Origin of the sequence: Stakelama marina, assembly GCF_018122655.1 — a bacterium.
Lineage (GTDB): Bacteria > Pseudomonadota > Alphaproteobacteria > Sphingomonadales > Sphingomonadaceae > Sphingomonas > Sphingomonas marina.
This window is the reverse complement of sequence record NZ_JAGRQC010000002.1, coordinates 601,754-624,423: the sequence shown is the minus strand read 5'-3', so window position 1 is coordinate 624,423 and position 22,670 is coordinate 601,754. Positions and strand designations below refer to the sequence as shown.

Below are 22,670 nucleotides of genomic sequence, written 5' to 3'. Positions count from 1 at the left end.
CACCATCGCGGTGCCTTCGGGAGGATTGACGAGGTTGATCGAGTGATGGCCCCCCTCGATACGAAAATTTATGAAGGGACGCGCGACAATCGTATGGCGTCGGGTGTGGCGCTGACTTTCAGGCCGAAGGTAGCGGAAAGTTTGCGCGCGAGTGCCCGCGTGTCGCGCAGGTCGAGAACCGCCGTGACGCGAAGTCGGCCGATTTCGGCAGATGCAAAGCGGATCGGCGGCGCGCTGATCTTGTTCGCGGCCGCAACGACATCGGCAAGCGGCGTGTCATCGAATGCCATTCTACTCGCCGGCCAAAGACGCTCGTCGCGAGAAATTGAAATCGGTGCCAGCCTGCCGTCGTGAAACCGCATGGCTTGACCTGCAACCAAGCCGATATCGCTTGCTTGGGGCGCATCGGAGCTGGACAGGCTCGCGGTTCCGCGTAGCGCTATCACCCGCATTCCGTCTGCGTCCGCCACAAGGTCGAATTCGCTGCCAGTTGAGCGAACCGTTCCACCGCGCAACTCGACCACGAAAGGAGTGGCCGGATCGTTGGCGACATCGAATCGGGCACGCCCGGATTGAAACCGTATCCGCCGCGAGCCTTGCGTGATCAAGATGGATAGCGATGTGTTCCTATCGAGCGCGACAATCGTCCCGTCGGCGAGCCTGACCGTCCGCACCGCGCGGCCGTAATTCGACACTTCAGCATAGGCTGGCGATGCGCCGCGACCGATGAACAGTAAGAACCCGCCCACAAGACAGAGTGCTACGATAACCACGCCGAACGCCGGTTTTGTAAACGTCGAAGCACGTGGCGCTCGGCGGACCGGGCTCGCCAGTCTACTCCCCAGCGCTGAAAAAGGCTCGACTTCCCGATATGCCCGCTCGTGCGCCGGGTCGGCTGTTCGCCAGGCTTCGAAATTCGCCTGTGTCTCCGCCGAAGGCGCTTCGAGCATTTCGGTATGCCAGTAGGCAGCGTCGCGCGCGATCCGCGCGTTGCGCCCCCACAACCACCAGCGCGGCATCAGATCGGTCCGACGTCACGGCGGAGCTGGAACAATGCTTTCGCCATCTGTTTCTTCACGCCCTTCACGCTCATATTCATCTCGGTGGCGATCTCCGCATAGGTGAGGCCTTCCACGCGATGTAGCAGGAATATCTCGCGCGTGCGGCGGTTCAAGCGTTTGACTGCCGCATCCACTCGGGCGAGCGCGTCTCGATGGTTTAGCTGCGGGTTGGGGTCGATCCCAGCATGAAGCGCGTCATCATATTCCGTTCGCATGGCATCTGCGCGATGGATTGCCGATTTTTTCTGGTCGCGAAGCAGGTTCTTCGCGATTCTTGAGAGATAGGCAGCCGGGCTTTCGATACGCGTTTGCGACGATTGCTCTACTCGGACCAGCCGCGCAAAACTTTCCTGCACGAGATCCGCGGCATCGCTATCATTCGTGCGTCGCGAAAAGAAGCGAAGCAATCGGGGCGCGTGCCCGCGATAGAGCGCTTCGAATTCTATGGTCGGCGGGGCTGGGGGCCTTTCCGGCGGCAGCGGGTCATCCTCCGCGAGACGCGGGTCGAAAAATGCCGCCAATTTGGGGGCGCTCAATGGCATGGTTCCGGCCAGCGCCGACGCACATTGCAAAAATCTGGTTTGTCGAAATACGTCATCACCCATCGACCCCGCTTCATTCTTCGAGGCGAGGCCGGCAAAAGCCGGGTGTTGAGAACATGCTTGAGACATGCGCCGATGCCTTTAGCCGCATGGCTTGGACATACGCATCGGCCACCCGGCCGGATAAGTGGCGGGTCCGATCCCCAAGCGAGGTTCTCACGCCTCGGCGCCGTGTTCACGACGCCCGACCAGCTTAGCTATGCAGGACAAAATCGCAACCCGAAGTGATTCCAGCTAACGCAGCATGACGGAAATCCGATCGATTTGACTTCGACTTTAGAAAGTTGGCCCTTTTTGCGCTCCTTCGCTTGCAGGGATTTGGCGCTTATCCATGAACAACTGGGTTAGGCTTGCGGTAGGAATGTGCCCCAATCTCAGTCGTTCCGGGACTACTCAAAGACCAACAGCGCTCATCAACCGCTCGCCGCTAGAACGGCAGCAAAGTTGGACTGACCGGTAAGTCTGGTTTCAGGAGCGCAGATTGGGATAGCAGACGATCCGCGGAGCGAGCTAGCACGTCAGCAGAGGGCTCTTAAGTCGGAGATTAGGATGTGTCGCGTCGTTGACTGAAAGCAGGCATCATATCGACAGCTCAGGGGGCAGGATCAACGGCTGCGAGTCTTTCGCTTGGCGATAGTTCTGCAGCGGACGGTGCTGATCGCAGCATGCGTCGCGCCGGTGTTTCGATCGCCCAAAACGTCAGTTGTGCTAGCGCAATAAGCGCGCCCGCGAATATGGCGTCGCCTGCGACGCGAACCAATCCTGGCGTGGTCGCCGTCGGGTACACGACCATCCATGCTGCGTCGCCGGCCAATAGGAGCGGAAAATTGAGAAGATAAATCGAATAGGAGATACGGCCGAGTGCTTGCCATGCGCGCGCTGAGAAAATGATCGCCAGTATGCCGCGATCGTCGGCGGTCGCCGCGAGCAGAAGCGCAAAGAAAGGGATTGAAAGGACGTCTTGGCGTGAGCCGAGCAGCACCGCGACCAATCCCGCCAGAGCAGTTAGTTGCGTCAGCGTCGCGCGGCGTTCAGTCGTTCCGAGATAGAAGCCCCGCCAGCGCTGAATCGCAGCACCAAGCAGAAATCCGGCGAGGCAGCGCAGGATCGCCAGCGGATCGAGGATGTCGAGGCGGGGACGTTCTGCAAGGATATAGGCATAGATGAGCGTCGATGCAGCGAGCATCCCCCAAGGTGCGAGCCGCGGACGTCGCGCCGCTGTCCATGCAAGAGCCGGAAGCAACAAATAGATGTGCATTTCGGCACTGATCGACCAAGACGGAACGTTCCAGCTCACCGCCGCGCGGTAATTCCAGACCTGCAACAACACCGTTTGAAGCGCTAGGTAGTCCAAGCGTGGCGCGTTGATAAACGCCCAGAAACGTGCGCCCCCGAGAGCTGACTGGTTCGACCGCAGCATAAAGACGAGTGCCACCAGCAGCGTGAGCGCGGCAAGATGCATCGGCACGATGCGAGCGATCCTAGCACGCAGGAACGTCGCCGCCGCCGTCAGCCCACCGTCCGCAAGGCGATCAAAATAACACATCGAAAGCACGTAGCCGCTGAGCAGGAAGAAGAAGTCGACCCAGAGATAGCCGCGGTCTATCAGCGGAGCGAACGATCCGAGCGGTAGGGGGTGGAGCGGGTCGAGTTGCAAATGATAGGCGAATACCGCGAGCGCCGCGAAGCCGCGCAGCGCATTGTGGGTGGCGAGATAACGGCGTTCATTCGACATCACGCCAGGTCCCGCCAAGGTTCGCTGATCGTCGCATCACGCACGTTGAGAAGCCGATCTGTTCATTCGGCACGGACAACCCCAGGAGATGTTCATCCGGCGGATGGTGCTGGCGCTGTAAAGTCGGCTAGATCTTGTAGCCCCAACGCAGCCTCGACCTCGGCGATCTTGTCGAGCGCGATGTCGAAGCCATCGCCGCCGAACTGCTTGTGCTCGATCTCCTCAAACTGCTCGCCGAGTTCGGAATAGGCACGCCGACCGATCGACGATTTGAATGCGGGGAACACCACTGTATCTTCACGAGCAGCATGCGCCTGATACATGCGGGTAAAGCCGCGCATCGCTTTCGCTAACGCCTCACCGTCGCCAGTCGCGATATGGCCCAACTTTGTCCGGTCAAGAATATAATCGGTGATTGCGCGTCCGCGCTCATGCTGGGCGAGTAGCGTGTCGATCAGCGCGGCGCCGTTGCCGCCAGCTTTCCGCACGAGCGGAAAAATATGCTGCTCCTCGAGAATTTGCTCATGGTAGTGCTCGCCGAAATCGCGAAAGAGCCTCGCGGCGGTCGTGATGGCACCGGCGTCGACGCTGCCGGGATCGCGTGCCAATATGGGCGCCACTTCCGAATACACTATAAGGATACGGCGCAGTACGCCGTGTTCGCGCATCAGGTCCTCATTGGCCGTAACCTCGCTTTTGCCTGCGTCGGTTTCAGCCCCATTGCCATCGGACGCTCGCGAACAACCGGGCAGGACCAAGGCCGAGGCAGCCAGGCTCACGCTAGCGACCACACCGAGCGCGCGGCGGCGATCCGTCTCGACCGCGTCCAGCTCGGGCTGGCTTTTCGTAGCGGGCATCGGCACCTCCTCGCATTGACGTTGTCGCGTGGATTCAGCAAGCGGTCGCGACGGGGAATGAAAAACTTATATCGGCTTCCGATATCGAATATCGATAGCTATCAATCAGGGCGGAGTCGATACCTGAGGCACACGATGAAACATCGCGAACTTCTTTCCGGCTTTATACGGCTGCATATCCTGCTCCATGCCGCTGACGAGCCGATCTATGGCGCTTGGATCATCGAGGAGCTCGCACATCACGGATACCGACTAAGCCCCGGAACCCTCTATCCGATGCTGCATACTCTCGAGAAAAAGGGCTATCTGGCCAGCTACGAGGAGCGCAATGGCAGCACGGCTCGCCGTTACTACCGCGCCACGGAGCTCGGTCGTGAAGGATTGGCCTTGGCGCATCGTCAGGCACGCGAGCTGTTTGGGGAATTGGTCGAAGGAACTGGTCGTGAACGCTCCCCATAGCAAAGATGCTTCTCCGGAAGGATGACGCCGCTGTCGCAGCGCATCAGCGGACTGGATATGACCACGCGGTGGATTTGCTTACGTAATTTCTAGAACCAGAATCATCGCGGTCATGGGCACCCGATTGGCTGGCGGCGACCGCGCCGAGGCATCCTGCGACCACCGCCAGCAGGATCGCGACGAGTATATGAAAGGTTGATAGTTTCATGAAAGGACATGAAGCAGGTTGGCTGGCGAGAGATCCGCCCCCGCCACAAGTTGATAAGCTTGGGGCTCATCATGGTCCGTCGCTTCGATTGTTCCGTATCCTGCGCCGAGACCCACCATGAAGATTGCTAACAGCGTGATTCGCCGCCGCCCATCGGCTCCGGCGGCTATTTCCCCAGCGCGCAGCCAAACACCGTCCATAAATTCCTCGGGAAGGTCGTGCTGCTCGGCAACGCCAAGCGAAACCAGTGCCTTGTTCAATCGACTTTCCTGATCCGACACGTCCAATTCCTGTTTTGAGCGTGTTTCGTCTACGCATGAACCCCAACTACCCCTCATAAAACGCCGAGCGGTAAGCGGGTGCGAAACGTATCGTAAAGCGGGAGACGCGCCGCCCCCAGGCCGCGAGGCGTTGGGGTATCGCAACGGAGAAGGGCAATGCATCACTATGGCTATTTCGACGACGGATATTCGGCGGGCTGGATGATCCTGCACGGCGTCTTCTGGTTGATATTGTTGGCTGCGCTGGTGATCGGCGCAACCTGGATGCTTCGCGCATCACGGCGCGATCAAGACCTAGAGGAAAGTGGTCGCGAGCCTAGCGCGCTCGAACTACTCGACCGGCGCTATGCGCGCGGCGAGATCGGCCGCGAAGAATATCTGCAGACGAAATACGATCTGACGGGGGCTGTGCCAGATATTGAGCGCAAGAATCAGCAGGAGGTCGAATGACCGTTTACACCTGTCCGATGCATCCCGAAATTAGCGAGAATGCACCCGGCGACTGCCCGAAATGCGGAATGCATCTCGTCGCGGAGGGTGAGGCGGCGACCGATCCTCACACCCATTGCGATGGCCCTGACGCCCACCAGTCGCACGGTGCTGCCACGGGTAAATATGATCACGTCCCGCCTAGCTATCACGGACCGGTCTATACCTGCCCGATGCACCCTGAGGTGCGGCAGCCCGAGCCGGGCTCGTGTCCGCTGTGCGGTATGGGGCTGGAGCTCGAATCGGCGAGCATGGCGGAGCAGGGCCCCAATCCCGAACTGATCGATTTCACCCGCCGTTTCTGGATCGGGTCAGCGCTCACAGTGCCGCTGCTCATTCTGGCGATGGGCGGTTTCGTCGGGCTGGGCGGCATCCGCGCTGCGACCGGCGAGCGAACCGCGCTATGGGTGGAGTTCGTGCTGGGCACGCCGGTAGTGCTGTGGTGCGGTTGGCCGTTCCTCGTGCGTGGCTGGAACTCTTTCCGCTCACGCAACTTAAACATGTTCTCGCTGATCGCGATGGGGACGATGGCAGCGTGGCTGTTCAGCGTCGTCGCCGTCATTGCGCCGGGCATTTTTCCCTCCGGCTTTCGCGATGCCGAAGGCCATGTCGCGGTCTATTTCGAAGCGGGGGCGGTCATCGTCACGCTGGTGTTGCTCGGGCAAATCATGGAACTGCGCGCACGCGAGGGTACGGGCAAGGCGATCCGCGCGCTGCTCGACCTTGCGGCGAAGACGGCGCGCATCATTCGCGAGGACGGCAGCGAGGCGGAAATCCCGCTTGAAGATGTTGCGGTCGGCGACAGGCTGCGCGTGCGTCCTGGCGACAAGGTGCCGGTTGACGGCACGGTGGTCGAGGGACGCTCCTCGGTCGATGAAAGCATGATTAGCGGCGAGCCGGTTCCGGTGGAGAAAGTGGCTGGCGATCGTTTGACCGGCGCGACGATCAACGGCACCGGTAGCCTGGTGATGACCGCGACGCGAGTGGGTTCGGACACGATGCTGGCGCAGATCGTCGAGATGGTCGCTGCCGCGCAGCGTTCGCGCGCGCCGATTCAGAAATATGCCGACAAGGTAGCGGGGTTCTTCGTTCCTGCGGTTATCGGTGTTGCCGTGATCGCCTTTTTCGCCTGGGCGATCGGGGGACCGTCACCAGCGCTGTCCTACGCGCTCATCGCGGCGGTGTCTGTGCTGATTATCGCCTGTCCGTGCGCGCTCGGGCTCGCCACGCCGATGTCGATCATGACCGCTACCGGGCGCGGCGCACAGGCGGGCGTGCTGATCAAGAATGCCGAGGCGCTCGAACGGTTCGAAACGATCGACACGTTGATCGTCGACAAGACCGGCACGCTGACCGAGGGAAAACCACGGCTCGTCGCCGTGTTGCCGCAGCCGGGGCACGACGAGGCGGAGGTGCTGCGGCTGGCGGCGTCGCTCGAACTCGGATCGGAACATCCGCTGGCGGAAGCGATCGTGCGCGGCGCCGACGATCGCGGTATCGCGACTGAGCAGGCCGACGAGTTCGAAGCCGTCACCGGCAAGGGCGTGATGGGCATGGTCGGTGGCAGGCCGGTCGCGCTCGGCAATGTCGCGCTGCTCGCCGATCTCGGGCTCGATGCCGTCGCGCTCGGCGCAAAGGCGGACGAACGCCGCGACGAGGGCGAGACGGTGATGTTCGTCGTCCTTGACCGCAAGGTCGCGGGGCTGGTGGCCGTCGCCGACCCGGTCAAGGAAACCACGCCCGCCGCGCTGAAGGCGCTCCACAAACTCGGGCTGCGCATCATCATGGCGACGGGCGACAATGAACGCACCGCAAGGGCGGTCGCTGCCCGGCTCGGCATCGACGAGATCCGCGCGGGCGTGCTGCCCGAGGACAAGGCGCGGATCATCCGCGAGCTTCAGGAACAGGGCCGCAAGGTTGCGATGGCGGGCGACGGCGTCAACGACGCGCCTGCGCTTGCCCAGGCCGATGTTGGCGTCGCGATGGGCACCGGGGCCGACGTGGCGATCGAGAGCGCGGGAATCACGCTGGTGCGCGGCAACCTCGACGGTATTGTGCGCGCACGCCGACTTGCCCGGGCAACGATGGGCAACATCCGACAAAACCTGTTCTTCGCGCTGATCTACAACGCAGCCGGCGTGCCGGTCGCGGCGGGTATCCTCTTCCCGTTCCTCGGCATTCTGATTAGCCCGATGTTCGCCGCCTTCGCGATGAGCGCGTCGTCGATCTCGGTCGTGCTCAACGCATTGCGACTTCGGACAGTTCGCCTGTGAACGAGCAGGACGAGGCGCCAACCTCGCGTTCCGACTGGAAGCATGTCGACGAAGGGACTGAGTCGATCACCCTGACCGGTGCGGTCGCCATGGGGGCCGGTGTAATGATCGGCGCCGGAATTTTCGCGCTAACCGGACAGATAGCCGAACTCGCCGGACCGCTCTTCCCCCTGTCTTTCATAGCAGGTGCTGTCGTTACGGCGCTGGTCGCCTACAGCTATATCAAGGTATCCGATGCATGGCCTTCGTCGGGCGGCATCGCGATGACACTGCAAAAGGCATATGGACCGGAATGGGCATTCCTGGCCTATAGTCGTCGCTGAAGGTGGTACAGCGGAAATGCGTTGTGCTTTCCGGACATCGGTCGGATTTCCTCTCGCCGATCCGCAGACGCGAAGCACAGTGCCTCCGGAACGCTACGTAGAGACGTTGTGCAGGGTGACCGCTTAGGACACCGACGAAAGGAGACGGAACCATGTCGAAGTCATTGATTGCGCTCGCCGGTGCCCTGGTTGTTGCGACAGCCGGGACTGCCATTCCCGCTCATGCACAGCAGGATGACCCGGCCACATCGACGCAGACATCGCAAATGCCGATGAAGGGCATGTCTGGACAGATGGGCAAGGGCAGCATGCAGGGGCATATGATGCAGCAGGGCTCGATGATGTCCGGTGATACAATGCAGAATTGCCAGGCCATGCAGCAGCAGATGGTGCAACTACGCAAGGAAATGGCCGACCTGCGCGCCGAAATGATGCGTAACCGAAAGAAATGATCAGATGGAGCCGACGGTGCCGCGGTCTTCGGACCGCTGCGTTGTCGGCGGGAACTGGCTCCAAAGCTAGCTTAGCGCTTACCTGCCTTCCAGGCACCCATCGAACCCAGATAGATGTCAACTCGCTCAAATCCTTTGCTGTCGAGCCAGCCCGCTGCCACCGTGGCCCGCATGCCGCTGGCGCACATCAGGGTATAGCGCCGCTGTCTGTCCAGTTCGGCCCAGCGTTCGTTGAGGTGGCCGACATAGATATGCTGTGATTTGTCGATCGCAGCCGAGGCGCGCTCGTCGGCATCGCGCACATCGAGCAGAGTCCAGTCCGACCCATCCTCGTCGAGCCGCCGCGCGACCTCTTGCGTATCGATCATGGGAATGGAGCGCATCCTTTCGCCCTGCGCCGCAGCCGGCACCACGCCGACATAACCCCCGGCGACGTTGTCGAGAGCAATGCGGACGAGATGTTCCATCGCGCTCGCAAGCTGGCTTTGGTCTGAGGCCACCAGGGCGATGCTGTCGCCTTCGCCGATGAACCAGCCGGCAAAGGCCGAGATCATTCCTACTGGCAAGCTGATCGCGCCGGGAAAGTGGCCTGATGCAAATGCCATCGGTTCACGCACATCGACGACATGGTCGACATCGAGTTTGCGCAATTGTGCCAGCGCGACCGTGGATGGTCGCATCACCCTCGGTGCAGGTTTACCGCCCTCCAGGTTCAGGCGCTCCATCAGCCGAAAATAGGGCGGCTGATAATGATTTTCCTCAATCTTGGCACGAATGAACGCGGCACGATCTGATATTTGCAACCGGGGGTTATTTAGGCGTTCATGGCCTAGCGTCGAGAACTCACGCTCTGCCATGCCCGACCCGCAGACCGATCCGGCGCCGTGCGCCGGATAGACGATCGCTTGATCGCCGAGCGCAAGTATCTTTTGCAAGGAATCATAAAGGCGGCCGGCCACTTCTTCCTTGCGGTCGGGATAAAAGTCCGTCCGTCCGACATCGCCGACAAACAGAGCATCGCCAGTGAACACGCCCACTGCTTTTTCGGGATAGGCGCTGTCGAATAACGCAAAGGCCAGATGGTCGTCGGTGTGGCCAGGCGTTTCGAGGACGCGAATTTCAAGCTGGCCGATCGCGAAGCAGTCGTCTTCGCGCGCAGTGTCTGCATACACGACGTCGCCGTCGGAATTTGGTCCATGCAGAACCTTGGCGCCTGTCATGGACGCAACTGCTGGCGCGCCCGAAACCAGATCTTCGTTCCGGTGCGTCTCAAAAATATGGGTGATTTCCAGCCCGGCGGCGCGAGCCTTATCCACATAAATCTCGCAGTCGCGTCGAGGATCTATAACCGCTGCCTCTCCTCCGGAGCCGACCAGATAGGACAGGTGCGAAAGACCGGGCGTCTTGATCTTCTCGATTAGCATGGTTCCTCCAGATTGCGCGACGCCAACGTGACACTCGAAGGGGCGTTCCCAGAGTCTGGTATTCCGGGTCCGAGACGCGCTCCGCCGGTTTTGTCCCGCGTGGTGGCTGCTGCCGCACACCCTTGGGGAAGTTACTGATTTTGCGGCGAGGCTGGTCGGAAATAGCGTTGCGCGGATTGACAGATGATCTGACGTAACGAAGCAAAGAACTGAAAGGCAGCAAATGTTCGAGAAAATCGTCGTTGGCTCGGATGGATCTAAACCGGCTCTTGCGGCTGTGCGATGGGCGGGAGAAATCGCTTCGCGAATGGGCAGCGACATAGTGCTGGTGCATGCTTTCGAGACCGACCCCACCACCATTCCCGGCGGCTATGTTGTAATATCAGACAACGAGTTGCAGAACCTGCGCGCAGCGACTCAAGACAAGCTGGATGGACAATGGTGTGAACCACTGCGCGACATTGGCGTAAAATTTGTCACGCGGCTCGTCAGCGGTCGCCCGGCGAAGGTCATCATCGACGTGGCCCAGGAGGAAGGAGCGACCCTGATCGTGGTGGGCAATCGCGGCCGCGGTGGATTCTCCAACCTGCTGCTAGGCAGCGCGGGAAACCAACTGATCCATCACTCCCCCATCCCGGTGACCATCGTGCCCAACGGTTAAGAGCCATCGGGCAGGTATAACTACTGTCTGTCGAGGCGGTGCTAGGGTGCGAAGCCCGCAGCGCCGCGAATGGGATCTCACATTTGCTCTTTCCAGCCAATGCGGATAAGCAGCCAGTTGACTGGATAGGATGTAACAAACCCGGTCAGCATCGCCAGTTGCATAGCAAACCAGAACTCGGGCGTGTTGACTTCCGCGGTCCCGCCGAAATCGGGTTTAAACCATGCAAACTGCAGCAGTGCCATCATTCCATACATGCCGACCTGCCACGAGGTGATCGACGCCGTATCGGCCTTGACCGCTGCCCAAATTCCTGCGCCGACCGACAGGTCGCGCATTGGCTTGATGGTGTAATATTGGAATACGACGCCGATGAGATAGGCAAGGATGAAATCGGGTATCCAGATCGCGAATATCTTCTCGCTAAACCAGTTGTGCCAGCCGAACCACACAGCGATTACCGGGAAGGCAAACGCAGCCCATTCGGCAACGATATCGCCTAGCGTGCAACCCGCACCGCAGTGGCTTGACCCTTTGCCAACCATCACCGGAAAGGGAGGGTTTTCCTGCTCGGCATCCGGGTCGGCGGGCATACGCCCCCAGCGATAATACGCAGCGAGCCACAATATGCTGCCGAACAGCGCTGTGACCGGCCACACGATATTCATGATCCACATCTTCTGAGGCCGGCGAATTTCGTCGAGGGCAATGACGATGGCGCATATTGCGCCAGCAAGCAGGCTGATGATCGCCAGTGTATGCAACCATTGCGGAAAATCGGGGTGCATTAACTGCTCCTCAAATCGCACGTTCCAAATTTGACTGCGACACGCATGGTTGATGTGCATCCCGCAGCGTCAAACATGAACAAAAGGAGTAACTTGCGCGAAAGGTTCCGTAGCTGTGGCAGGAACGGACAGTGGGCTCGCGATGAACGCTATTCCGGGGACGTATCGGGGCCGTGATCATGATCATGATCATGGGACGAATGGTCAGCTTCGGCGTCGTCATCCGCAGGCGCGGCAGCCACGATCTTCTTATATTGTGCGGCCGACATCCCCGGCAACTGGTGAATAAACGCCACCATGTCCCAGATCGCGCCGTCGTCATGCGTTGTGCCCCACGCCGGCATTCCGCTCATCTTGATTCCGTGTTTGATAGTCCAGAAGGCTTCTTTGGGATCAACACTGATGTCGCTCAGTTTCGGCGGCTGTGGGTAAAGGCCTGGCCGCATTTCCGAATCTCGCTGGGCTGGACTGAGGTGGCACCCGGTGCACATTTCGGAATAATGTCCTGCACCGCGAAGCACCCGAGCCGGGTCCTTCAGATCGGGCACGACAATGTCACTGGCACGATTTTCGACAGATCGTTCGCGAAGAGTTGAGATGAGGTTTTTGGTTACCCCCCAATGCGGAGAATCAGCGCCGATATCGTAGGCGCCGGAATAAACGAAACCGAGGCCGCCAAGCACCGCGACACCGATGACCGCACCTAAGCCGGTCAAGAAACTTTTCCAATGCACTTGATATCCCCTCGATCGCATTTTGCCAGGTTGCGAACATCTTCCATGTGGGCCGATAGGCCATTCGCCGTGCAGGGTCGAGCGTCGCCGGAAATTGGCCATCCGTAGAGGCGCTAACCTACGACCAATAACATCCGTCAACGACGATGAAACCGAGATGGGGGGCAACTACAGCTACGACATTTTAGAAAGCGGCGCGTGTAGCCGTTTTGATCTTCTGCAAATGTCTGCATCTAAGAAGCTTTTGCAATATCCGGAATGACGCTCGCGGCCCGAGAGGAGCAATATATCGCCGTGTAAATGACCGACAGCTACCAGGGAGCAGAAGCAATCTGCGGAACGGAGGTTTCGTTCGCGGGTGCGTCTCGATCCTGCTCTCAATCGATAGCGGCGGCTCTCGACCAGACCCGGTCGTTTGTTCAGCTTCGGTGGACGTCTGGTTTCGACCGAAGCTGCCGATCATAGCCAGGGAAGCAGTCGGTACTCCCATCTCGGCGATGTTGCCGAAACGCGGCAGACCCTGCCGGTGAACTGACGGCGCTGATCTGGTTTCGTGGGAAGCCATCCACAGTGGTCAGCGGCAATGGCAGCGAGTGGACCTCATCCGCCATCCTGTGCTGGTCGCAGAAGGGCTGCGTCGAATGGCATCACATCGCCCCGGGCGAGCCGATGCAGAACGGCTTCGTCGAAAGCTTTAATGGTCGCTTGCGCGACGAATGCGTCAACGAGACGTTGTTCAGGTCGCTGGCACATCCCGCTTCGTGCTCGATGCTTGGCGGCACGATTACAACCGCGTCGCGACGCACTCGAAGCTGGGTGGGAAGCCCCCGCGGAGATCGCCCTTGCCATCCCATCACAACCATCATGGATGAACCGGATTCCACCTCTGACTGGCAACAATCAGGGGAGCACATCAGAGCGATATAAGGTCGTTGCACAGACAGCCGAGACGGAATTCTAACCCTTATTCTTTCTTTGGAAACAATATGGCGATCTCTAATCAAATATAAACTGATATGCGGAGATAATGCGGGGTGTGGAAAACTTCGAAGGCTAAAGTCATGGACGCACCCTTTGACCGGCACATGCCATCGTCGGTCGCGGAGGCAATTGCTGCGCATGCAGCAGCGGGTCCTGGACGACCTGCACTAGTTGCTGATTGTGGCACGCTTGCTTACGGTGAATTGAATCGGAGCGCCGATCAACTAGCGAATTGGCTGGGCGGCCAAGGGGTTCGCTCGGGTGCACTCCTCGGGTTGTGTCTCGAGCGGTCTTTCGATCAGATCATAGCGGCATTGGCCGCATGGAAAGCGGGTGCCTCGTACCTGCCGCTCGATCCTGCATGGCCCGACGCCCGGCTGCGTATGATCGCGCGGGAGGCGGAATGCGCACTTATCCTCGGGCGGGCCGACACTGTCGACCGGCTGAGCGGTGCCGATGTCGACGTTAAGCTGCTCGATTGGGATGCAGTGGAAAAGGCCTCCGGTGAACCGGCGATTTCGATGGACCCCGATCCCCTCGCCTATGTCATCTATACCTCGGGAACGACCGGAAAACCGAAGGGCGTCGAGATTACGCACGCCAACCTGGCGCACCTCGTCACTTGGCATAACGACGCGTTCGGCGTGACCGCAAAGGACCGCGGCAGCCATCTTGCCGGGCTCGGCTTCGACGCCTCGGTTTGGGAAGTATGGCCCTATCTTGCAGCCGGCGCATCCGTGGTGCTCGCGCCCGATGACGTGCGCACGTCGGACTCGCTGCTGCGCGCATGGCTGCTGGTGCAGGGAGTGACGGTCGCCTTCGTTCCGACCCAGCTTGCGCAGGATCTGATCCGCGACGACTGGGCGCGGGGAAGCGGCTTGCGCTATCTGCTGACTGGTGCCGACCGGCTGGTCGATCGGCCAGCGCCGAACCTCTCGTTCCAGCTTATCAACAATTACGGCCCGACCGAATGCACCGTGGTTTCGACCTCGGCGATGACGCCACCGGGGGGCGACGGATCGGGCCTTCCCCCGATCGGCCGTCCGATCGGGCAAACGGTAATCCATATCCTCGACAAGGACGGAAAGCCGGTCGCGTTCGGCGCGCAGGGCGAAATCCTGATCGGTGGGCCGCAGGTCGCGCGGGGCTATCGCGGACAGCCCGACCTCACCGCCGAGCGGTTCGTGACCATCAAGGGCCAGCGCTTCTATCGCACCGGTGACATCGGCGCCTGGCGCGAGGACGGGCAGATCACCTTTCACGGCCGCCTAGATGATCAGGCGAAGGTCCGCGGCCACCGCGTCGAGCCGGAGGAGACCGCGAGCATCATCCGCGAGCATCCGGCGGTGCGTTCCGCCGCGGTTGTCGCGGCGCCTGCGGCGGACGGCAGCGACATGCTGATCGGTTATATCGTCGGCGACGAGGAGGTTTCAGCCGAGGCGCTTCGCAAATATCTCGGCGAGACGCTGCCCGAATATATGATCCCCAGCGCATTCGTGCGGATGGACTCGCTGCCGCTCACCGCTAACGGCAAGCTCGACAAGAAAGCACTGCCCGAACCGGGCGACGACAACGCCCTCGACAGCGCCGATTTCGCGGCACCGGAAACGCCCGCCGAAGCAAAACTCGCCGAAATCCTGGAAGGGGTGCTCGGACGCGGAGGCGTCGGCATCGACGACAATTTCTTCCTGCTAGGCGGCCACTCGCTGCTCGGCACGCAGGTGGTGCTGCGCGCGAGCGACGCCTTCGGGGTGGAACTGCAGCTTCGCGACCTGTTCCAGGCGCCAACCATCCGCCAACTTGCCCGACGGATCGAAGAAATGCTGATCGCGATAATCGAATCGATGAGCGACAACGAGGCCGAGGCACGTGCCAGCGGCACCGGCGGCTGACACACAAGGGGGTTTTTCATGAACAGTCCCGCGCATCCGAAGGCCGCCCCCTTCGACCCCGGGTTGAGCCTGTTTCAGCTGCTCGAACCGGCGGTCCATGCCGATCCTTACCCGTTCTACAAGCGCCTGCGCGAAGAAGCGCCGGTCATGTGGGACCCGTTCATGCACACCTGGGTCGTCAGCCGCTATGACGACGTGATGGTCGTGCTGAAGGAGTTTTCGGCCGATCGGACGCCTGATCCGAAAAAGATGGAGGCGCTTGGCCTGCCCTCGCTAGGTCCGGTCGCCGACCTGATGGCGCGCCAGATGCTGTTCCTCGATGCGCCGGCGCACACCCGGCTTCGCAAGCTGTGCATGAGCGCCTTCACCCCGCGCCGCGTCGACGCGATGGAAGGCAAGATCCACGAGATCGCCCATTCGCTGATCGATGCGCAGATGGCGCGCGGCGAGATGGACCTGATCTCCGATTTCGCCGAACCCTTCCCCGCGATCGTCACCGCCGGCCTACTCGGCGTGCCGCTCGACGATCACCGTCAGTTGAAGGCATGGTCCGCGACCTTTGCGGAGATGCTCGGCAACTTCCAGCACAACCCGGACCGCATTCACGGCGTGCTGCAATGCGTCGCCGACATGACCGGATATTTCCGCGATGCGGTGCGCGAGCAGGAGCGAAACCCGCGCGACGGCCTGATCCGCTCGCTGATGGACGCAGAGGTCGATGGTCAGCGGCTGTCCGAGGAAGAGGTGATCGCCAACACCATCGTCACGATGGTCGGCGGGCAGGAAACAACGACCAACCTGATCGGCAGCGGTATTCTCACCCTCACACGCCAGCCCGACAAGCTCGCCCAGTTCCGCGACGATCCCGACATCGTCCAGACCGCGATCGAGGAAATGCTGCGCTTCGAAACACCCAGCCAGCACACTGCGCGGATCGCGCGCCACGATCTGGAAATGGGCGGGCAGACGATCCGCAAGGGCGAGGCGGTAATGGCGATCATGGCCGCCGCCAATCGCGATCCCCAGCGTTTCCCCGATCCCGACACGCTCGACCTGACACGCGCCGACAACCGTCACCTCGCCTTCGGCTGGGCCGCGCATTTCTGCTTCGGCGCGGCGCTGGCGCGGATGGAGGGGCGGATCGCCTATACCGCGCTGCTGGGTCGCCTTGAGGACCTTCGCGTCACCTCGGACAATCTCGAATGGCGCACCAATTCGGGGCTGCGCGGGCTGAAGGCTCTTCCCATCGCTTTTCGGGAGCGGGCGGCGTGAATGCCCACACCAATCTGAGCGAATCCAAGCGTGCGCTGCTCGAAAAGATGATGCGTGGCGGCGGCGGGGCGAACGCCGCCAAGCCACAGCAGATCGAACCGCGCGACAGCCAAGCGGTCATCCCGCTATCCGCCGACCAGCGCCAGGTGTGGCTCCACGCCATCATGGCGCCGGACATGCCGCTCTATAATGAATCGATCACCATCCACCGCTTCGGCAGCTTCGACCGCGCGGCGATGGAACGCGCGGTCAACGAAATCCTTCGCCGGCACGAGGCATGGCGGACCGGTTTCTTCGAAGAAGACGGCGTTCTGGTACAGCGCGTGCGCGAGCATCGCGACGTCGACCTGCCATTCGACGATGTCAGCGATCTGCCCGAAGCCGAACGTGACGCCGCTGCGCTGAAGATCGGCAGCGACGATGCCAAGCGTGCGATCGACCTTTCCGAAGCGCCGCTGTTCCGCGCGCGCATCGTCAAGCTGGCCGATGACAATCACCGGCTCTATTTCACCCTCCACCACATCATCTTCGACGGCGTCTCGATCTACCGCGTGATCGTGCCCGAACTCGCCGCGCTCTACGAAGCGTTCGCCGCGGGCAAGCCGTCGCCACTGCCAGAACCGACGCTGCAATATGGCGATTATGCGCTCTGGCAGCAGACGCATCTCCAGTCGCCACCGGTCCAGCGTCAGATCGACTATTGGCGCAAGACGCTGGCCGATGCGCCGCCGAAGCTGGAACTGACCGGCGACCGGGTGAAACCCGCGCGTCCGACCCATGCCGGTTCGATGGAAACCTTCTTCATCCCGCTCGACCTGATCGAAAAGGTCGACGCGACCAGCCGCCGCGCCGGGATGACCCCCTATATGCTGCTGCTCGCCGCCTATCATGTGCTGCTGCACCGCTATTCGGGCGAGGAGGACATCATCGTCGGCGGCGTCACCGACCTGCGACGACGCCCCGAGCTGGAGCGCGTCGTCGGCTATTTCCTCAACACCATCGCCCTGCGCGCACGCCCGCGCGGCGACATGAAATTCCGCGACTTCCTGAACGCGGTGCGCGACAGCGTGCTCGGCGCGCTGGGCGCGAGCGAGGCGCCGTTCGACGAGGTCGTCCGCGCGCTCGACCTCAGGCGTGAGCCGGGCACGCACCCGCTGTTCAACTGCCTGTTTTCCATCGAACCGCCCGTCGACCCCTTCCCCGATGGCTGGGACCTGACCCAGATGGACGTGGTCGTCGGCGGCGCGAAATTCGACCTCTATCTCGAACTCGACGAGCGGCCCGACGGTATGCTCGGCCGTTTCCTCTATTCGACCGAATTGTTCGACGCTGCGACCATCCGCCGGATGATCGGCCACTGGCTGAACATCGTCGCGCGTGCCGCCGAAGATCCCGACTGCCTGATCCGCGATATGCCGCTCCTCGACGCGCATGAGGAACAGCGGCTGGCGAGCGAGTGGCACGACACCACCGTTCCCGCCCCTGATTATCTGCTGCCACAGGCGATACGCGAACAGGCGAAGGCGCGCCCCGACAGCCCCGCGATCCGCTTCGCCGGCGAAAGTGTCAGCTATGCCGCGCTCGACGCGCGCGCCGACGCCATCGCCGCCGCGCTGCGCGGTGCGGGCCTCGGCACGGGCGACCTCATCGGCATCTGCCTTGACCGCTCGCCCGACATGGTCGCGGCACTGCTCGGCGTCCACCGCATCGGCGCCGCCTATCTGCCGCTCGATCCCGATTTTCCCGCAGCGCGGCTCGATTACATCGTCGGCGACGCCGGTGTCGCCGCGCTGCTGACTGAACGCGCGCTTGATATCGTGTTTCCAGGTTGCACGCCCCGGCGCCTGCTCGTCGATGATATCGGAGAAGTTCAAGGACCGGTTCCGACCATCGAAACCGCGCCGACCGACCTCGCCTATGTCCTCTACACCTCGGGTTCGACCGGCAACCCAAAGGGCGTCGAGATCAGCCACGGCGCGCTCATCAACCTGCTCGACAGCTTCCGCCGCGAACCCGGTTTCACGGCAGCGGACTCGATGCTCGCGGTGACGACGCTATCGTTCGACATTGCCGGGCTCGAACTCTTCCTGCCGCTCATATCCGGCGGCGAACTGATCCTCGCCTCGCGCGAAACCACCAAGGACCCACGCGAGCTAATCGCGCTGATGGCCGAAGCATCGCCCAGCGTCATGCAGGCTACCCCCGCAACCTGGCGCGCGCTGGTCGAAGCGGGATGGCAGGGCCATCCAGCGCTGCGCATCTTGTGCGGCGGCGAAGCCTTTCCGCGCGACCTCGCCGAGCGGCTGCTGGCACGCTCGGGCGAAGTCTGGAACGTCTACGGCCCCACCGAAACCACGATCTGGTCGACCATCGCGCGTATCCAGTGCGGCGATGGCCCGGTCCCGATCGGCCGTCCTATCGCAAACACGGCAATCCACATCCTCGATCCCGACCACAACCGCATGCCCATCGGCCAGATCGGCGAATTGTGGATCGGTGGTGCCGGGTTGGCTGAGGGCTATCACGGCCGCCCGGACCTGACCGACGAGCGGTTCGTCACCATCCGTGGCGAGCGCCTCTATCGCACCGGCGACCTCGCCAAATGGCGACCCGACGGCACGCTGCTCTGCCTCGGCCGGGTCGACAATGACGAGAAGATTCGCGGCTATCGCGTCGCGGTCGAGGAGATCGAGGGCGCGCTCGCCAAACACCCAGCCATTGCCGCAGCCGCCGTGCGAAGCTGGCCAGACGCGTCGGGTGAACGCGCGCTTGCCGCCTATTTCGTGCCGCATGGCGATACGCCCGGCCGGGCCGAATTGCGTGGGCATCTCGCCAAAACCCTTCCAGAATATATGATCCCGTCGCATTTCGAGCCGCTGGCCGAATTGCCGATGACGCCCAACCGCAAGATCGACCGCAAGGCGCTGCCTAAACCCGGCGGCACCGCAGCAGCCGACCTGATCCCGCCGCAGGGTGAGGATGAGGAACGGCTCGCCGCGATCTGGTGCGATCTGCTCGGCATCGAGCGGGTGGGTCGCGACGACAATTTCTTCGAACTGGGCGGCCATTCGCTGCTTGTCGCCAAGCTGCTCGTCGCCATCGAGCACGAATGGGGCCACCGCATCGGCATGGCGGAAATCTTCCGCGCGCCGACGCTCAGCGCGCTCGCCGAACGCGCCGCGCGCGACGAGCGAAGCGATCTCCACGCCTTCGTCCCGCTTCAGCCCGAGGGCGACGGCATCCCGATGATCTGGCTCGACGGCGGTCTGCGCTTTCAGGAACTGGCGCAGGCGCTCGGCACCGAGCGGCCCTTTTTCGGCCTGCCCCTCGGCCCGATCCTCGACCAAATCGTCCATGACGAAATCCGGTTCGAGGAGATCGCCGCGGCGGTCGTCGCCGTCATCCGCCGCCACCGTCCGCACGGGCCATATCTGATCGGCGGCTGGTGCACCAACGGCATCCTCGCTTACGAAGTCGCGCGCCAGCTTCGCGCGGTGGGCGAGGACGTGCCGCTGCTCACGCTCGGCCATGCGATCAACCCGGTCTCGTTCCTGCGCATCACCCGCACCAGGATGCGGATGGCCAAGGCGCGCTACCATCTCGGCATGTGGAACCGGTTGCCCGTGTCAGAACGACTGTCCTACGCACTCGACCGCGCAAAGGGCGTCCTCGAGGATGTCGGCGTTGCCGAAGCCGAGCATGAAAATGCCGAGTTCCGTCGTTTCACGCTGGCGCTAGAAAGCGCCGCTTATGGCTATGCCCCGCCGCGCTACGAAGGTGCGCTCGCGCTGTTCCAGCCCGCGGACCGGCTGAGCGTGCTCGACACCGAGCCGGGCTGGCGCGAGGTCGCGCACGGGCCGTTCGAATCCCACGACATTCCCGGCAGCCATGACGACATGGCCGACGCCCCTAATGTCGAGATCTGGGCGGCGCGGCTGCGCGAGGTGATTCAGCGCGCACTCGGGGCGGAACGCGCCCGGGCGGCCTGACATGGGCGCGCTCGCCGCCAGCGATATCGGCAGCTTCCAAACAAGGCTGCTCGACCTGCGCGCGTCGCGTGCCACGCTCGACGCATGGGCAGCGACGCTGAGCGACGAGGAACGCGCGCGTGCAGCGCGATTCCAGCGTCCCAACGACCGCGACCGCTTCGTCGCCCGGCGCGCCGGACTCCGCGCGGTGCTGGCGAAGCATATCGGCGGCGACCCGGCGGCGCTCGATATCCAAGCCGATGCCATGGGTAAGCTCTATCTATCCGACGCGCCGGACCTGCATTTCAACCTGTCGAGTTCGGGTGGCTTCGCACTCGTCGTTACCGCGGACACCCCGGTCGGGTGCGACATCGAACGCCGCGATCCTGCGTTTGCCTGCCCGAAGGTCGCCGAACGCCTGTTCACCGATGCCGAGAATGCCGAGCTCCACGCGCTGCCCGCCGATCTGTGGGTCTCCGGTTTCTTCAACTGCTGGACGCGCAAAGAAGCCTATGTGAAGGCGCTAGGCCAGGGGCTGTCGCTGCCGCTCGACTCGTTTGGCGTCTCGCTCGACCCTCGCGCGCCAGCCTATTTCACCAGCGCCGCGCCGGGATGGGCGCTTTACTCGTTCGAACCAGTTCCGGGCTATCAGGCGGCGGTGGTCGCCGGGATCGGCGCTTCGCCGCCATAGGGACGCCCGCGCGCCATCGCCACCGCCTCGAACAAGAGGTCGCGCGAGAACAGCGCAAGCCAGCCAAAATAGGTCGCCGCGCCGCTCGTCACCAGGATCGCCAGCCGGGCCGGTGCGATCATCGGCGGGAGCGCCGCATCGACTAACACCACCAGCGCCCCCATCGATGCCGCAGCGGTGATCGTCGGCAGAATCGCACGCGCCAGCGTCCCAGCAGAAAGCCCGATCACCGGCAGCGTGCGGACGCCCGTATAGGCAAGGTAGATCGCATAACCGACAAACCAGGAAGCGGCGAGGCCCTGAACGCCCCCGAACAGGCCGATGGCGAAGCAAATCGTCATCATCACCGCGCCGACCGCGCCGATCTGCGCGGTCAGGCCCGGGCGACCCATCGCGCTGCACGCCGGGCCCGTCAGCACCTGCAGCGTCATCATCGGCATCGCCAGCGCGAGCAGCCGTACGATCGGCGCCGCCTCGATCCATTTGGGGCCGAGGACCGTCTCGACGAGCGGATGGGCGGTGACGGCAAGGCCGATATAAAACGGCATCGCCACCAGCATCACCATGCGCGACGATCGCGCGAAGCCGACCGCGACCGCGTCGAGATCGTCCTGCATCCGCGCATAGACCGAGAAGGCGACATCGTTAATCGCGGGCACGAATTTGGACACCAGGATCTGTGTCAGGAACAGGCCGGTGGTGTAGAGGCCGAGCGTCGTCGGCGTCAGTACCCGGCCGGCAATGAACACATCGGACTGGCTCTGCAACACCCAGAAGAATTGTCCCGCCGCCATCAGTCCGCCGAACTTCGCCAGCGCGCCGGCGCCGCGAAAGTTGAACAGCGGGCGGTAGCGGTGGCCGGAAGCGAGCGTCATGCCGATCGCGCGGGTGGTGAACAGCACGGCTGGCGCAAGGATCAGCGTCCATACGCCTAGTCCCGCCAGCGCCCCGCACAAGGCGGCGACCGCGCCGGTGATCGAGGACAGGAAATACACCTTCGCCTGCGGCTTGAAGTCGATCGCGCGGGCGAGCAGCGCATAGGGAAAGGCGACGAACGGCGTCGTGAAATAGAGGAAGGACTGGACACGCAGCAGGTCTGCGACGATCGGCTGGCGGAAATAGGCGGCGACCAGCGGCGCGATCGCGAACTGGACGATACCCAGCCCGAAATTGAGCACGATAAGCATCCCGTAAAGCTGGCGGATCGAACGCTCGTCCGCCTCCGGCTTCTGGATCAGTCCACTTGCTAGCCCGGCGCCGTTGAGCATGTTGAGCACGCTCAGCACCACCTGAGTCATCGCGAACAGGCCGTAATCATGCGGATCGAGGATGCGGATCACGAGGAACGTGGCACCCCATGTGACGAGTTGCCCCGCAATCTGTGAGCCGGCACGCCAGATAACTGCCTCACGCGCGCGTCCAAGCGTCGTTTTGGGAGCTATGACCTCGCTCTTCAAGCGACGATTCAACATGCGTCAGCAATACCGCCGAGCCGTAAAGATTCGGTGGCCGCATCCCG

General features: G+C 62.3%; 19 protein-coding genes and 1 pseudogene. 11 read left to right on the top strand and 9 right to left on the bottom strand.

The window, feature by feature from the left end:
• Positions 1-68 precede the first annotated feature (68 nt).
• The 4 genes from J7S20_RS09425 to J7S20_RS09410 form a co-directional block, all read right to left on the bottom strand.
• Positions 69-1,019, bottom strand: coding sequence for a FecR family protein (locus tag J7S20_RS09425; RefSeq protein WP_284053974.1), 951 nt, complete (start codon positions 1,017-1,019; stop codon positions 69-71).
• Entirely contained in the window at positions 1,019-1,666 is a 648-nt protein-coding gene (locus J7S20_RS09420; protein WP_284053973.1) for an RNA polymerase sigma factor, read from the bottom strand. The genes J7S20_RS09425 and J7S20_RS09420 overlap by 1 nt, the downstream gene beginning before the upstream one ends.
• A 589-nt stretch (positions 1,667-2,255) precedes the next feature.
• On the bottom strand, positions 2,256-3,398 hold the full coding sequence (locus tag J7S20_RS09415; RefSeq protein ID WP_284053972.1) for an acyltransferase family protein: 1,143 nt from the start codon (positions 3,396-3,398) through the stop codon (positions 2,256-2,258).
• A gap of 92 nt (positions 3,399-3,490) precedes the next feature.
• Entirely contained in the window at positions 3,491-4,255 is a 765-nt protein-coding gene (locus tag J7S20_RS09410; RefSeq protein WP_284053971.1) for a hemerythrin domain-containing protein, read from the bottom strand.
• 135 nt (positions 4,256-4,390) lie between these two features.
• Here J7S20_RS09410 and J7S20_RS09405 point away from each other — a divergent pair, with 135 nt between their 5' ends.
• On the top strand, positions 4,391-4,714 hold the full coding sequence (locus J7S20_RS09405; RefSeq protein ID WP_284053970.1) for a PadR family transcriptional regulator: 324 nt from the start codon (positions 4,391-4,393) through the stop codon (positions 4,712-4,714).
• Between the two features lie 204 nt (positions 4,715-4,918).
• Here J7S20_RS09405 and J7S20_RS09400 read toward each other — a convergent pair whose 3' ends face one another.
• Complete coding sequence (locus J7S20_RS09400) at positions 4,919-5,182, bottom strand: hypothetical protein (protein WP_284053969.1); 264 nt, start codon at positions 5,180-5,182, stop codon at positions 4,919-4,921.
• Between the two features lie 177 nt (positions 5,183-5,359).
• Between J7S20_RS09400 and J7S20_RS09395 the strand changes: the two genes are divergently transcribed.
• The 4 genes from J7S20_RS09395 (at position 5,360) to J7S20_RS09380 (ending at position 8,740) form a co-directional block, all read left to right on the top strand.
• A complete protein-coding gene (locus J7S20_RS09395; RefSeq protein WP_284053968.1) occupies positions 5,360-5,653 on the top strand; it encodes an SHOCT domain-containing protein in 294 nt (97 codons plus the stop codon).
• Positions 5,650-7,965: a copper-transporting P-type ATPase gene (locus J7S20_RS09390; protein ID WP_284053967.1), complete on the top strand. Its 2,316-nt coding sequence runs from the start codon at positions 5,650-5,652 to the stop codon at positions 7,963-7,965. The genes J7S20_RS09395 and J7S20_RS09390 overlap by 4 nt, the downstream gene beginning before the upstream one ends.
• A gap of 65 nt (positions 7,966-8,030) precedes the next feature.
• Positions 8,031-8,288 carry an amino acid permease gene (locus J7S20_RS09385; RefSeq protein ID WP_284054054.1) on the top strand — a complete coding sequence of 86 codons (258 nt, stop codon included), beginning with the start codon at positions 8,031-8,033 and terminating at the stop codon, positions 8,286-8,288.
• Between the two features lie 152 nt (positions 8,289-8,440).
• On the top strand, positions 8,441-8,740 hold the full coding sequence (locus J7S20_RS09380; RefSeq protein WP_284053966.1) for a hypothetical protein: 300 nt from the start codon (positions 8,441-8,443) through the stop codon (positions 8,738-8,740).
• 71 nt (positions 8,741-8,811) lie between these two features.
• Here J7S20_RS09380 and J7S20_RS09375 read toward each other — a convergent pair whose 3' ends face one another.
• Complete coding sequence (locus J7S20_RS09375; protein WP_284053965.1) at positions 8,812-10,164, bottom strand: MBL fold metallo-hydrolase; 1,353 nt, start codon at positions 10,162-10,164, stop codon at positions 8,812-8,814.
• Between the two features lie 223 nt (positions 10,165-10,387).
• Here J7S20_RS09375 and J7S20_RS09370 point away from each other — a divergent pair, with 223 nt between their 5' ends.
• Complete coding sequence (locus tag J7S20_RS09370; RefSeq protein WP_284053964.1) at positions 10,388-10,825, top strand: universal stress protein; 438 nt, start codon at positions 10,388-10,390, stop codon at positions 10,823-10,825.
• 77 nt (positions 10,826-10,902) lie between these two features.
• Here J7S20_RS09370 and J7S20_RS09365 read toward each other — a convergent pair whose 3' ends face one another.
• A complete protein-coding gene (locus J7S20_RS09365) occupies positions 10,903-11,613 on the bottom strand; it encodes a DUF4396 domain-containing protein (protein ID WP_284053963.1) in 711 nt (236 codons plus the stop codon).
• 149 nt (positions 11,614-11,762) lie between these two features.
• Entirely contained in the window at positions 11,763-12,329 is a 567-nt protein-coding gene (locus J7S20_RS09360) for a c-type cytochrome (RefSeq protein ID WP_284053962.1), read from the bottom strand.
• Positions 12,330-12,869: 540 nt separating this feature from the next.
• Between J7S20_RS09360 and J7S20_RS09355 the strand changes: the two are divergent.
• The 5 genes and pseudogenes from J7S20_RS09355 to J7S20_RS09335 all read left to right on the top strand — a co-directional run.
• Positions 12,870-13,177 (top strand): annotated as a pseudogene (locus J7S20_RS09355) (integrase core domain-containing protein); the annotation flags it as partial.
• A 231-nt stretch (positions 13,178-13,408) separates the two neighbouring features.
• Positions 13,409-15,220: a non-ribosomal peptide synthetase gene (locus J7S20_RS09350; RefSeq protein ID WP_347709227.1), complete on the top strand. Its 1,812-nt coding sequence runs from the start codon at positions 13,409-13,411 to the stop codon at positions 15,218-15,220.
• An 18-nt stretch (positions 15,221-15,238) separates the two neighbouring features.
• On the top strand, positions 15,239-16,492 hold the full coding sequence (locus J7S20_RS09345) for a cytochrome P450 (protein ID WP_284053961.1): 1,254 nt from the start codon (positions 15,239-15,241) through the stop codon (positions 16,490-16,492).
• Complete coding sequence (locus J7S20_RS09340) at positions 16,489-20,481, top strand: non-ribosomal peptide synthetase (protein WP_284053960.1); 3,993 nt, start codon at positions 16,489-16,491, stop codon at positions 20,479-20,481. The genes J7S20_RS09345 and J7S20_RS09340 overlap by 4 nt, the downstream gene beginning before the upstream one ends.
• Before the next feature lies 1 nt (position 20,482).
• Positions 20,483-21,151, top strand: a complete 669-nt coding sequence (locus tag J7S20_RS09335) for a 4'-phosphopantetheinyl transferase family protein (protein ID WP_284053959.1) — start codon at positions 20,483-20,485, stop codon at positions 21,149-21,151.
• On the opposite strand, the gene J7S20_RS09330 is transcribed toward J7S20_RS09335, so the two are convergent.
• Complete coding sequence (locus J7S20_RS09330; RefSeq protein WP_284053958.1) at positions 21,109-22,623, bottom strand: lipopolysaccharide biosynthesis protein; 1,515 nt, start codon at positions 22,621-22,623, stop codon at positions 21,109-21,111. The genes J7S20_RS09335 and J7S20_RS09330 overlap by 43 nt on opposite strands.
• Positions 22,624-22,670: the final 47 nt, after the last annotated feature.